This is a genomic window from Lysinibacillus sp. OF-1 (assembly GCF_028356935.1).
Lineage (GTDB): Bacteria > Bacillota > Bacilli > Bacillales_A > Planococcaceae > Lysinibacillus > Lysinibacillus fusiformis_D.
Genome location: NZ_CP102798.1, coordinates 4,544,169 through 4,557,886, shown reverse-complemented (window position 1 = coordinate 4,557,886; position 13,718 = coordinate 4,544,169). Strand labels below are relative to the sequence as shown.

The window sequence follows — 13,718 nt, the reverse complement described above, 5'->3', positions numbered from 1 at the left end:
AATGAAAAACATTTTGCTTGTTGATGGCTATAATATGATTGGATCTTGGAAAGAGCTGCGGCCATTGCGTGATACAAATTTTGAGGATGCGCGCAGAAAGCTGATAGAAGTTATGGCTGAATATAAAGCGGCTATGGACTGGCGCGTAATTATTGTTTTTGACGCACATCTTGTACCAGGAGTTGAGCAATCTTATATAGAAAATGGTGTAGAAGTCATTTATACCCGTAAAAATGAAACGGCAGATGAACGAATAGAAAAAATGACGCGTGAACTAAAGGCTAGAAATGTACAGATACATGTAGCAACGTCCGATATGGCAGAGCAAAGCGTTATCTTTGGTAATGGTGCTCTAAGGAAATCGGCTAGAGAGCTAGAAATTGATACAAGCATTATCCAACATAAAATTTCACATGACGTGAGGCGCAAACAAGAAAGCAAGCCGCCTTCTCGTATAGAATTAAAGCCAGATGTTGCACTTGCTTTTGAAAAATGGCGACGAGGATTGAAATGATAGATTGACGCATATTTTCCAATTCCGTTATACTGTTCCTAATTATCTGTTGTGGCTGAGGTGATACCATGTTTAAAAATAGCATTGTACAAGTGACACAAGATTTTGAACGATTCAATGATGAAGAACTTATTGAAATGGTGCATCAAGGTAATACAGATGCGTTGGATTACTTAATTACGAAATACCGTTTGTTAGTAAGAGCAAAGGCAAGGTCCTATTTCTTAATTGGAGCAGATAAGGAAGACATCGTGCAAGAGGGTATGATTGGTTTATATAAAGCGATCCGTGATTTTAAAGGCGATAAACTGGCTTCTTTTAGGGCTTTTGCAGAGCTGTGTATTACAAGGCAGATTATCACGGCGATTAAAACAGCTACTAGGCAAAAGCATATTCCACTAAACTCCTATATCTCTTTGGACAAGCCTATATTTGATGAAGAGTCAGACCGAACGCTAATGGATGTGCTAACAGGTGCTATTATGGACGATCCAGAAGAATTGATGATTCATAGAGAAGAGTTCGGCTATTTAGAAGAAAAAATGAGTGAGATTTTAAGTGAATTAGAACTACAAGTTTTAGCTTTATATTTAGATGGTCAGTCTTATCATGAAATTTCTGAGAAATTAAATCGCCATGTGAAATCGATTGATAATGCATTGCAGCGGGTCAAGCGTAAATTAGAGCGACATTTGGTCCTTGAGGAAATGTCTTAGTCCATATAGGCCTTTATTGACATTGACAAATATAGGTGTTAGTCTTAAAAAGACAAAGTGCCGAAAAAGGTGAGTATATGGCAAAAAAAGTCGTGCTAAATTGCGAGAAATGCGGGTCGAGAAATTACACGTTCCCAGCTAAAGAAGGTTCAACTGTACGTCTCGAATTAAAGAAATTTTGCTCGCATTGCAATGAACATACAATGCATAAACAAACGCTATAAAATGATATGTAAATAGACAGATATGATTGATTCGGAGGTTAAGCTAGAATGGGCAAGATCAAAGGCTTTTTAAGTGATGTAATGTCTGAAATGCGCAAAACAAGCTGGCCAAAAAGTAAAGAACTAACGAAATATACAGTCGTTGTAATTTCAACTGTTGTCATTATGGCTTTATTTTTTGTATTAGTTGACTTAGGTGTTTCATCATTATTCCGCTGGTACTTAGATTTATAATTTAGTAAATAGCATATTTTTGAAATAGCCCGTCCATTGTAATAACGGGTTTTTTCGTTTGTTTTATCTTCATTCAGCAGAAAACTTTATCTATTGGTTTGACGACATGGTGAAGTGAAGGTCAGTAAAATACGCTCATGATGATAAGGATGCTACTAGGAGAGTATGATAGTAGTGATTGATGACTATGCTAGTTTCGGTATATATCATCGGGCTTTCGCTGGCTATTAGCGAAAGCTATATTTTTCTAATGAGATGTTTGTGAAAAGAGTAAGAATGCGTTTAGCATATCGCGATTCATTTTCACTTTTATTTGTAAGGGAGGGACGGACGAGGAGTCCTAGTAGTTATGGAGAAAAATTGGTATGTTGTTCATACGTATTCAGGGTATGAAAACCGTGTAAAAGCAAACCTAGAAAAACGTGTAGAAACAATGGGAATGCAAGATAAAATCTTCCGTGTAATTGTTCCTGAGCACGAGGAAACAGAAATGAAAGATGGGAAAAAGCGCACGATGATGCGCAAAGTTTTCCCTGGTTATGTGTTAGTTGAGTTAATTATGACAGACGATTCTTGGTATGTAGTACGAAATACGCCAGGCGTTACTGGCTTTATCGGCTCATCAGGTGGAGGAGCAAAACCAACACCTTTACTACCAGAGGAAGCAGATCGTCTACTACAACAAATGGGTATGACTGATAAGGTTGTAGAAGTTGATATAACTGTTGGTGAGGCTGTTGAAGTATTAGAAGGGCCGTTCGCTCATTTCCAAGGGCGTGTTGAGGAAATTGACACGGAAAAAGGAAAAATAAAAGTGTCGGTTGATATGTTTGGTCGCGAAACAATTATGGAGCTAGATTTCGAACAAATTCAAAAATTATAGTTCCAGTAATTGATCTATGACATGTCAATTGGTAGATGTTTCGCAGATTTTGTTAATTACTACTTGCTTAAAAAAATTAAAAGTGGTATCATTTCATAGGTCAGACTGTCATACTTTTAGTTGACGTCTGTATTGATAATTTTAATGTTATCGGCACTTAGCTGACAGACAGATATTGAGTGGGAGGGGCAACCCAATTACCACATCACGGACTTAAGGAGGTGTGTCTCGTGGCTAAAAAAGTTATTAAAGTTGTAAAACTTCAAATCCCTGCTGGTAAAGCTAACCCAGCTCCACCGGTTGGTCCTGCATTAGGTCAAGCGGGTGTGAACATCATGGGATTCTGTAAAGAATTCAATGCGCGTACTGCTGATCAAGCTGGTCTTATTATTCCAGTTGAAATTTCAGTATTCGAGGACCGTTCTTTCACTTTCATTACAAAAACTCCACCTGCAGCAGTGTTACTTAAAGTAGCAGCTGGTATCCAATCAGGATCTGGTGAACCAAATCGTAAAAAAGTGGCAACGGTTAAGCGTGATAAAGTTCGCGAAATCGCTGAAACTAAAATGCCAGACCTTAACGCTGCTTCAGTGGAAGCTGCTATGTTAATGGTTGAAGGTACTGCACGAAGCATGGGTATTGTTATCGAAGACTAATCCCATTTACTTGATGTTTTGTTTTTTGGAAGGTTGCGAAGTTTCTTTGTGAACACGCAACCTTTATTCGTGGGAGGTAAAATCCGCTATAACCACAATCAAGGAGGAAATATATAATGGCTAAAAAAGGTAAAAAACTGCAAGATGCAGTAAAATTAATTGATCGTAACTCACTATATAGTGCACAAGAAGCAATCGAACTTGCTCAAAAAACTAGCACAGTTAACTTCGACGCTACTGTAGAAGTTGCTTTCCGTCTAGGTATTGATACTCGTAAAAACGACCAACAAATCCGTGGTGCAGTAGTGCTACCAAACGGTACTGGTAAAACTCAACGTGTATTAGTATTCGCAAAAGGTGAGAAACTTAAAGAAGCTGAAGCAGCTGGTGCTGACTATGTAGGCGATGCAGAATACATCCAAAAAATCCAACAAGGTTGGTTTGATTTCGATGTAATCGTAGCAACTCCTGACATGATGGGCGAAGTTGGTAAACTTGGTCGTGTATTAGGACCTAAAGGTTTAATGCCAAACCCTAAAACTGGTACAGTTACTTTCGATGTAACAAAAGCGATCGAAGAAATCAAAGCTGGTAAAGTAGAATACCGTGCTGATAAAGCTGGTATCATCCACGCTCCTATCGGTAAAGTTTCTTTCTCAGCAGAAAAATTAGTAGAAAACTTCTTAGCTGTTTTTGATGTAGTGCAAAAAGCAAAACCTGCTGCAGCTAAAGGTACTTACATGAAATCTGTAAATGTTACAACTACAATGGGCCCAGCTATTAAAGTTGACGCTTCTAACGTAGTAGTAAAATAATTTATATATATGTGTTGACGACAGTGAGTATACATGATATTATAGTTGCTGTTGTGAATTATCCATTTGTACCGTAGACAGTAGGGGTGACTTGTCACTTAATGATCCTACCGAGGACATCGGAATTCAGATTCTTATTTTAAAGATGATGACTTTCAGCCTCTGCGTCTATTTGACCCAGAGGCTTTTCTTTTGTCGGTATAAATGACCCATTCTAATAGGAGGTGTCATCATGAGCAAAGCAATCGAAAACAAACAAGTACAAGTTCAAGAGATTACTGAAAAATTCCAAGGCGCTGCTTCTGTAGTAGTTGTGGATTACCGTGGTCTTAATGTTGCACAAGTAACTGAGCTTCGTAAACAACTTCGTGAAGCTGGCGTTGAGTTCAAAGTTTACAAAAATACTTTAACTCGTCGTGCTGCTGAGGCTGCTGGTCTTGAAGGAATCAACGACGTATTAGTTGGTCCTAACGCAATTGCGTTCTCAAATGAAGATGTTGTAGCGCCTGCTAAAATCATCAACGAGTTCGCTAAGAAAAACGAAGCTTTAGAAATTAAAGCGGGTATTATTGAAGGTACAATCTCTTCTGTTGAAGATGTTAAAGCACTTGCAGAACTTCCATCACGCGAAGGTCTACTTTCTATGCTTTTATCTGTACTTCAAGCTCCAGTGCGTAACTTCGCACTTGCAACAAAAGCTGTTGCAGAACAAAAAGAAGAACAAGGCGCGTAATTTAATACGCACTCAAACTTCTGCGGCCTGATCGCAAAAAAATAAAACATTATCCAATTAGGAGGAAATTATAATGAATAAAGAGCAAATCTTAGAAGCTATCAAAGCTATGACAGTTCTTGAATTAAACGATTTAGTAAAAGCAATCGAAGAAGAATTCGGTGTAACAGCTGCTGCTCCTGTAGCAGTAGTTGCTGGCGGTGCTGCTGCAGCTGAAGAAAAAACTGAATTTGACGTAGTATTAGCATCTGCTGGTGCAGAAAAAATCAAAGTAATCAAAGTGGTTCGTGAAATCACTGGTTTAGGTCTTAAAGAAGCTAAAGAAGTAGTAGATAACGCTCCTAAAGCTCTTAAAGAAGGCGTTTCTAAAGATGAAGCTGAAGAAATCAAAGCTAAACTTGAAGAAGTTGGCGCATCTGTAGAAGTTAAGTAATCTCGTATTACTTTTTAACAAAAGGAAAGCTCGTCATTTTGGCGAGCTTTTTTCTTCATTCTGAGGAGGCATGAAAATGTCAGATCATTATTATACAAGTAAGCCTCAAACTGAGAGTAAACCTCGTCACTGGACATTCAAGTTACTAGGGCATTCGTTTTCGTTTGAAACGGATGCAGGTGTATTTAGTAAAAGCGAAGTAGATTTTGGATCCCGTGTTTTAATAGACGCTTTTAAAATGCCTAATATTAATGGTGCGATATTGGATGTAGGTTGTGGATATGGGCCGATAGGATTATCGATTGCCAAAGCGAATCCAGACCGTACCGTTTATATGATGGATATAAATGAACGCGCAGTTACACTTTCGCAGAAAAATGCGCAAGTGAACGGTGTTCAAAATGTGCGAATATTTGTGAGTGACGGCCTATCGATGGTTGATACAGATGTAGAAGCTGCAGCTATCTTAACGAATCCACCAATTCGTGCAGGGAAGGAAACGATTTTCCGCTTTTACGATGGAGCTTATGATCGACTAGTGCCTTCGGGTGAGCTTTGGGTAGTCATCCAGAAGAAACAAGGAGCACCATCGACAGTAAGTTACCTAGAAGAAAAATTTTCAGAAGTCGATATTGTCGAGAAGAAAAAAGGGTACTGGATAGTACGCGCAAAAAAATAAATGAAATATGTATAATTTATTGACTTGACAAATCGGCTATGATAATATGATACAATGCAAAAATATTATTTTGAGGTCGTATGCCCTTTTGTATAGAAATGTTTTTATATGGGTATACTTGCCAAGATAAGTTTAGTTAACCGAAAATGAGATCTTTTTGAAGACTCGTTTTCTTTTTGTCTTTCGAAATCATACACTATTTGTATGATTTTGCAAAGACCTAATATCGCTTTATTGAGGGGTGAATGAGTTGACAGGTCAACTAGTTCAGTACGGACAACACCGCCAGCGTAGAAGCTTTGCGCGTATTAAAGAGGTGCTTGAGCTTCCAAATCTGATTGAGATTCAAACGGCGTCTTACGAGTGGTTCCTTGAAGAAGGTTTACGTGAAATGTTCCGTGACATTTCGCCGATCGAGGACTTTACAGGTAATCTTTCATTAGAATTCATCGATTATTCATTAGGTGAGCCTAAGTATGATGTTGATGAATGTAAAGAGCGAGATGTTACTTACGCAGCTCCATTACGTGTGAAAGTACGTCTTTACAACAAAGAAACAGACGAAGTGAAAGAACAAGATGTCTTCATGGGTGACTTCCCATTAATGACAGAAACAGGTACGTTCATTATCAATGGTGCTGAACGTGTTATCGTTTCACAATTAGTTCGTTCACCAAGTGTGTATTTCCATGATAAAACTGATAAAAACGGTAAAAAAGGTTTCGGCGCAACAGTGATTCCAAACCGTGGTGCATGGTTAGAGTATGAAACTGATGCAAAAGACGTAGTTTATGTGCGTATCGATCGTACTCGTAAGCTACCAGTAACAGTGTTACTACGTGCACTAGGTTTCGGTTCAGACCAAGAAATTATCGATATTATCGGTGATAACGAGTATTTACGTAATACGTTAGAAAAAGATAACTCTGAAAGTACAGAAAAAGCACTTTTAGAAATCTATGAACGTTTACGTCCAGGTGAGCCTCCAACAGTAGAAAGTGCGAAGAGTTTATTGTATTCTCGTTTCTTCGATGCAAAACGTTATGATTTAGCGAATGTTGGTCGCTACAAAATGAATAAAAAGCTTCATATTAAAAATCGTTTATTTAACCAAACGATTGCTGAAACGCTTGTAGATCCTGAAACAGGCGAAATTTTAGTAGAAAAGGGTACAGTGCTTGACCGTCGTACTTTAGATAAAATTCTACCTTACCTAGAAGATTCATCAAAAGGTATTGGTTACCGTACTTTATCGCAAGTTGGTGGCGTGCTTGAGGACGATGTAACAATCCAATCTATTAAGATTTATGCACCGAAAGATGAAGCACAAAAAGAAATTAATATCATCAGTAATGCGTACATTGATGAAGAAGTGAAGAATATTACACCAGCTGACGTTTTATCTTCAGTAAGCTATTTCTTCAACTTACTTTACCAAGTAGGCGCAACAGATGATATTGACCATTTAGGTAACCGTCGTCTACGTTCAGTAGGTGAGTTACTACAAAACCAATTCCGTATCGGTTTATCTCGTATGGAACGTGTAGTACGTGAGCGTATGTCCATTAACGACACAGCTGCAATCGTACCGCAACAATTAATTAATATTCGTCCTGTAATTGCGTCTATTAAAGAGTTCTTCGGTAGCTCTCAATTATCTCAATTCATGGACCAAACAAACCCTCTAGCAGAGTTAACACATAAACGTCGTTTATCTGCATTAGGGCCTGGTGGTTTAACACGTGAGCGTGCTGGTTTTGAAGTGCGTGACGTTCACTACTCTCACTACGGTCGTATGTGTCCAATCGAGACACCTGAGGGTCCAAACATTGGTTTAATCAACTCATTATCTTCATTTGCCAAAGTCAATAAATTTGGATTCATCGAAACGCCTTATCGTCGTATTGATCACGAAACAGGCCGAGTAACGGATCAAATTGATTATTTAACAGCTGATGAAGAAGATAACTACTATGTAGCACAAGCAAACTCGCTATTAAATCCAGATGGTACATTTACTAATGAAGAAGTAGTAGGTCGTTTCCGTGGGGATAACACAGTATTCAATAAAGCTCAAATGGACTACATGGACGTATCTCCTAAACAAGTAGTTTCTGCTGCGACTGCCTGTATCCCGTTCTTAGAAAACGATGACTCTAACCGTGCACTTATGGGTGCCAACATGCAACGTCAAGCAGTTCCACTTCTTAACCCAGAAGCACCATTCGTTGGTACGGGTATGGAACATGTTGATGCGCGTGATTCAGGTGCAGCTGTTGTAGCGAAATACGATGGTATTGTTGAGCACGTAGAGGCTCGCTCTATCCATGTTCGTCGCATTGAAGTTGTAGACGGCAAAGAGGTTAAAGGCGATTTAACAAAATATAAATTACAAAAATTCATTCGTTCAAACCAAGGTACTTCATATAACCAACGTCCACTTGTAAAAGTTGGCGAGCGTGTGAAACCTCGTGATATTTTAGCAGACGGTCCATCAATGGAAAGAGGAGAACTGGCTCTTGGACGTAACGTACTTGTTGCATTCATGACTTGGAACGGCTTTAACTATGAGGATGCTGTTATTATGAGCGAGCGCCTTGTAAAAGACGATGTCTATACATCTGTTCATATTGAAGAATATGAATCAGAATCTCGTGATACAAAGCTTGGGCCTGAAGAAATCACTCGCGATATTCCGAACGTTGGGGAAGATGCACTTCGTAACCTAGACGAACGTGGTATTATCCGTATTGGTGCGGAAGTACGTGATGGCGATATTCTGGTAGGGAAAGTAACACCTAAAGGGGTTACAGAATTAACTGCGGAAGAGCGTTTATTACATGCAATCTTCGGTGAAAAGGCTCGTGAGGTTCGTGATACTTCATTACGTGTACCACACGGTGCTGGCGGTATCATTCTTGACGTTAAAGTATTTAACCGTGAAGATGGCGATGAATTACCACCAGGCGTTAACCAATTAGTTCGTGCTTATATTGTTCAAAAACGTAAAATTCGCGTTGGGGACAAAATGGCCGGACGTCATGGTAACAAAGGGGTTATCTCTCGTATCTTACCGGAAGAAGATATGCCGTTCATGCCAGATGGCACGCCTGTTGATATCATGTTAAATCCACTTGGTGTACCTTCTCGTATGAATATCGGACAAGTTTTAGAGTTACACTTAGGTATGGCTTCCCGCTACCTAGGCGTCCACATGGCAACACCAGTATTTGATGGTGCTAATGAAGAAGACGTTTGGGAAACAATGGAAGAAGCAGGGATGAACCGTGACGGTAAAACAATCCTGTATGATGGACGTTCTGGTGAACCATTTGATAACCGTGTATCTGTTGGGATCATGTACATGATCAAACTTGCTCACATGGTTGATGATAAACTTCACGCACGTTCAACTGGTCCTTATTCACTTGTTACGCAGCAACCACTTGGTGGTAAAGCGCAATTTGGTGGACAACGTTTTGGTGAGATGGAGGTATGGGCACTTGAAGCATACGGTGCTGCATATACACTTCAAGAAATCTTAACGGTTAAATCCGATGACGTTGTTGGTCGTGTGAAAACATATGAAGCCATCGTTAAAGGTGAAAGTGTACCAGAGCCAGGTGTTCCTGAATCATTCAAAGTATTGATTAAAGAACTTCAATCTCTTGGTATGGATGTTAAGATGTTAACAGTTAATGATGAAGAAGTAGAGCTTCGCGATTTAGACGAAGAAGAAGATCTTCAACCAGCTGATGCACTTAACATTGCACCACAGCCAGATACAGAAGAAGAGCCAGTAGAGTCTTTTGAATAATGGAAACCCAAATTCACAATGGTGAATAAGGTCAAACTTATTTTTCAAATTAGCCGGGCAGGATTTAACGCCCTGCCTGGCTTTTTCTTTTAATAAATCATTCTATTTCTAATCCTTTGCCAAAGAGGCAATTCTTTGCAAGCGATTATCGAGCTGCGTAAAAGAGTCTTTATAAAGACCTATACTAGAGGGAGGTAGGCTCCTTGATAGACGTTAATGAATTTGAATATATGAAAATCGGTTTAGCATCCCCTGACAAGATTCGTTCTTGGTCATATGGTGAGGTTAAAAAGCCTGAAACAATTAACTACCGTACATTAAAACCAGAAAAAGATGGTTTATTCTGTGAACGTATCTTTGGTCCAACTAAAGATTGGGAATGTCATTGTGGTAAATATAAACGTGTACGCTATAAAGGCGTAGTTTGTGACCGTTGTGGCGTTGAAGTAACACGCGCTAAAGTTCGTCGTGAACGTATGGGACACATCGAATTAGCAGCACCAGTTTCTCATATCTGGTACTTCAAAGGTATTCCAAGCCGTATGGGTCTAATCCTAGATATGTCACCACGTGCATTAGAAGAAGTTATTTATTTTGCTTCATATGTTGTGATTGATGCGGGTGCTACTAATTTAGAAAGCAAACAATTACTTTCTGAAAAAGAGTACCGTGCATACCGTGAAAAATTCGGCAACACATTCGAAGCTGCAATGGGTGCAGAAGCAATCAAAAAACTATTAAGCAAAATTGACTTAGAGGATGAAACACATTCTTTAAAAGAAGAGTTAAAATCTGCACAAGGTCAAAGACGTACTCGTGCTATCAAACGTCTAGAAGTTGTTGAATCTTTCCGTAACTCAGGTAACTCACCTGAATGGATGATTCTAGATGTTCTACCTGTTATTCCACCAGAGCTTCGTCCAATGGTGCAATTAGATGGTGGTCGTTTTGCAACTTCCGATTTAAACGATTTATACCGTCGTGTAATCAACCGTAATAATCGTTTAAAACGTTTATTAGATTTAGGTGCGCCAAGCATCATCGTACAAAACGAAAAGCGTATGCTACAAGAAGCTGTTGACGCATTAATTGATAATGGTCGTCGCGGACGTCCTGTAACAGGTCCTGGTAACCGTCCACTAAAATCACTTTCACATATGCTGAAAGGTAAACAAGGTCGTTTCCGTCAAAACTTACTTGGTAAACGTGTTGACTATTCTGGTCGTTCCGTTATCGTAGTAGGTCCAAACTTAAAAATGTACCAATGTGGTTTACCAAAAGAAATGGCTATCGAATTATTCAAGCCATTCGTAATGAAAGAGTTAGTAGAGCGTGGTCTTGCTCATAACATTAAATCTGCTAAGCGTAAAATTGAACGTTTAAACAATGACGTTTGGGACGTTTTAGAAGATGTTATTCGTGAGCATCCGGTATTACTAAACCGTGCACCAACGCTTCACCGTCTTGGTATTCAAGCATTTGAACCAACACTAGTTGAAGGTCGTGCTATTCGTCTTCACCCATTAGTATGTACAGCGTATAACGCTGACTTCGATGGTGACCAAATGGCGGTTCACGTACCGTTATCAGCAGAAGCTCAAGCAGAAGCTCGTCTTCTAATGCTTGCAGCACAAAACATCTTGAATCCAAAAGATGGTAAACCTGTTGTAACACCTTCTCAAGATATGGTATTAGGAAACTACTACCTAACACTTGAACGTGAAGATGCTCGTGGTGAAGGTACTGTTTTCTATGGTCCAAATGAAGTCTTAATTGCATATGATACAGGTCATGTACATTTGCATACACGTATCGCGATTAAAGCAAGTTCGTTAAATAACCCAACATTCACAGAAGAACAAAATAATATGTTCCTATTGACAACTGTTGGTAAAGTAATCTTTAACGAAATCTTGCCAAAATCATTCCCTTATATTAATGAGCCAACTGATTTCAACTTAGAGCAAGTAACACCAGAGAAATACTTCGCTAATTTAGTAATTGACGAAGATACTCTGAAAGAGCTTGAATCAGATAGCGCTTATAATAATTTAGATGAAAAAGGGAAAATTGATGCACAACGTACAGCTGTATTGCGTAAATATTTTGCATCAGTACCAGTTGTAAATCCATTCCGTAAAAAATTCTTAGGAAATATCATTGCTGAAGTGTTTAAACGTTTCCACATTACTGAAACATCTAAAATGCTTGACCGCATGAAAAACCTAGGATTTAAATATTCAACACGTGCTGGTATTACTGTAGGTGTATCTGACATCGTGGTATTACCTGATAAAGGTGAAATTTTAGCTGTAGCTCAAGAAAAAGTGGATAAAGTTCAAGCGCAATTCCGTCGTGGTTTCATTACAGAGGATGAACGTTATGATCGTGTTATCTCAAGCTGGAGTGCTGCGAAAGACGAAATTCAAGCGAAACTGATGAAGTCACTTGAGAAAACAAACCCAATTTTCATGATGTCTGATTCAGGTGCCCGTGGTAACGCATCTAACTTTACGCAGTTAGCTGGTATGCGTGGTCTGATGGCCAACCCGGCTGGTCGTATTATTGAACTTCCAATTAAATCTTCATTCCGTGAAGGTTTAACAGTATTAGAGTACTTCATCTCTACTCACGGTGCTCGTAAAGGTCTTGCCGATACAGCCCTTAAAACTGCCGATTCAGGTTACTTAACACGTCGTCTTGTTGACGTTGCACAGGATGTTATTGTACGTGAAGATGACTGTGGTACTGACCGTGGCTTAACAATTGGTGCATTAATGGAAGGCACAGAACTGATTGAAGCTCTAGATGAACGTATTGTTGGTCGTCATACGAAGAAAACAATCGTACATCCTGAAACGGGTGAAGTTATTTTAGGAAGAGATGGTTTAATCGACCAAGATGTTGCTCGTGCAATTATTGAAGCAGGTATCGAGGAAGTGACAATCCGTTCAGCATTTACATGTAATACAAAACATGGCGTATGTAAAAAATGTTACGGCATGAACTTGGCAACAGGTGAAAAGGTTGAGGTTGGAGAGGCAGTTGGTATTATTGCAGCTCAATCAATCGGTGAACCAGGTACACAATTAACAATGCGTACATTCCATACAGGTGGGGTTGCCGGAGATGATATTACACAAGGTCTTCCACGTATCCAAGAGATCTTTGAAGCACGTAATCCAAAAGGTCAATCTGTTATTTCAGAAATCACAGGTACTGTTTCAGATATCACAGAAATTCGTGAAGGCTTAAAAGAAATTACTATTCAAGGTGACGTAGAAACGCGTAAGTATCAAGCACCTTATAATGCACGTTTAAAAGTTATCGAAGGTGATAATGTAGAGCGTGGTCAAGTTTTAACAGAGGGTTCTATCGATCCAAAACAATTGTTAAAAGTCAAAGATGTTTCAACTGTTCAAGAATATTTATTAAAAGAAGTTCAAAAAGTATACCGTATGCAAGGGGTAGAAATTGGTGATAAACATATCGAGGTAATGGTTCGCCAAATGCTTCGTAAAGTACGTGTAATTGAAGCTGGAGATACAGATTTATTACCAGGTTCATTACTAGATATCCACCAATTTGCAGAGGCAAATGCAGATGCTGTTATGAATGGCAAAAATCCTGCAACTTGTCGTCCTGTTATCCTGGGTATTACAAAAGCTTCTCTTGAAACAGAATCATTCTTATCTGCAGCATCGTTCCAAGAAACAACACGTGTGTTAACAGATGCAGCAATTAAGGGTAAACGTGACGAGCTTCTTGGATTAAAAGAGAACGTAATTATCGGTAAACTTGTTCCAGCAGGTACTGGTATGCAACGTTACCGTCAAATCCGCATCGAAAAAGATGAGCTTGACACAGAAGTTGTTTCTGCCGAATAGACATTAAAATAGGACCGAAGAGATGGAATTTCACCGTCTCTTCGGACTTTTTAAAGATATTAGTTGACAGTGTAAATTGGTAATGATAATATATTGAAGGTTGATAGTTAACTGTCTGTACTTCGGA

General features: G+C 39.1%; 12 protein-coding genes and 1 other annotated feature. All 12 genes read left to right on the top strand.

What is annotated here, in order from left to right:
* The first annotated feature begins 1 nt into the window (after position 1).
* The 12 genes from NV349_RS22425 (at position 2) to rpoC (ending at position 13,591) form a co-directional block, all read left to right on the top strand.
* Entirely contained in the window at positions 2 to 514 is a 513-nt protein-coding gene (locus NV349_RS22425) for an NYN domain-containing protein (RefSeq protein ID WP_036123742.1), read from the top strand.
* Between the two features lie 68 nt (positions 515 to 582).
* On the top strand, positions 583 to 1,230 hold the full coding sequence (gene sigH / locus NV349_RS22420) for an RNA polymerase sporulation sigma factor SigH (protein ID WP_036123738.1): 648 nt from the start codon (positions 583 to 585) through the stop codon (positions 1,228 to 1,230).
* Positions 1,231 to 1,307: 77 nt separating this feature from the next.
* On the top strand, positions 1,308 to 1,454 hold the full coding sequence (gene rpmG, locus NV349_RS22415; RefSeq protein ID WP_004233588.1) for a 50S ribosomal protein L33: 147 nt from the start codon (positions 1,308 to 1,310) through the stop codon (positions 1,452 to 1,454).
* Positions 1,455 to 1,502: 48 nt separating this feature from the next.
* Entirely contained in the window at positions 1,503 to 1,688 is a 186-nt protein-coding gene (secE, locus tag NV349_RS22410; protein ID WP_036123733.1) for a preprotein translocase subunit SecE, read from the top strand.
* 349 nt (positions 1,689 to 2,037) lie between these two features.
* Complete coding sequence (nusG, locus tag NV349_RS22405; protein ID WP_036123731.1) at positions 2,038 to 2,571, top strand: transcription termination/antitermination protein NusG; 534 nt, start codon at positions 2,038 to 2,040, stop codon at positions 2,569 to 2,571.
* A 230-nt stretch (positions 2,572 to 2,801) separates the two neighbouring features.
* Positions 2,802 to 3,227, top strand: coding sequence for a 50S ribosomal protein L11 (gene rplK / locus NV349_RS22400; protein WP_004233593.1), 426 nt, complete (start codon positions 2,802 to 2,804; stop codon positions 3,225 to 3,227).
* Between the two features lie 116 nt (positions 3,228 to 3,343).
* The gene (gene rplA, locus NV349_RS22395) at positions 3,344 to 4,042 is read left to right on the top strand and encodes a 50S ribosomal protein L1 (RefSeq protein ID WP_036123728.1); all 699 of its coding nucleotides are present in this window, start codon (positions 3,344 to 3,346) and stop codon (positions 4,040 to 4,042) included.
* A gap of 53 nt (positions 4,043 to 4,095) precedes the next feature.
* Positions 4,096 to 4,242: a sequence feature (ribosomal protein L10 leader region), on the top strand.
* A 32-nt stretch (positions 4,243 to 4,274) separates the two neighbouring features.
* Positions 4,275 to 4,775, top strand: a complete 501-nt coding sequence (rplJ, locus tag NV349_RS22390; RefSeq protein ID WP_004233596.1) for a 50S ribosomal protein L10 — start codon at positions 4,275 to 4,277, stop codon at positions 4,773 to 4,775.
* Between the two features lie 73 nt (positions 4,776 to 4,848).
* On the top strand, positions 4,849 to 5,208 hold the full coding sequence (rplL, locus tag NV349_RS22385; RefSeq protein ID WP_004233598.1) for a 50S ribosomal protein L7/L12: 360 nt from the start codon (positions 4,849 to 4,851) through the stop codon (positions 5,206 to 5,208).
* A 76-nt stretch (positions 5,209 to 5,284) separates the two neighbouring features.
* Entirely contained in the window at positions 5,285 to 5,887 is a 603-nt protein-coding gene (locus NV349_RS22380) for a class I SAM-dependent methyltransferase (protein ID WP_058845123.1), read from the top strand.
* 241 nt (positions 5,888 to 6,128) lie between these two features.
* Positions 6,129 to 9,704, top strand: a complete 3,576-nt coding sequence (gene rpoB / locus NV349_RS22375; protein WP_170829859.1) for a DNA-directed RNA polymerase subunit beta — start codon at positions 6,129 to 6,131, stop codon at positions 9,702 to 9,704.
* A gap of 203 nt (positions 9,705 to 9,907) precedes the next feature.
* On the top strand, positions 9,908 to 13,591 hold the full coding sequence (gene rpoC / locus NV349_RS22370) for a DNA-directed RNA polymerase subunit beta' (protein WP_058845122.1): 3,684 nt from the start codon (positions 9,908 to 9,910) through the stop codon (positions 13,589 to 13,591).
* The last annotated feature ends 127 nt before the right edge of the window (positions 13,592 to 13,718 follow it).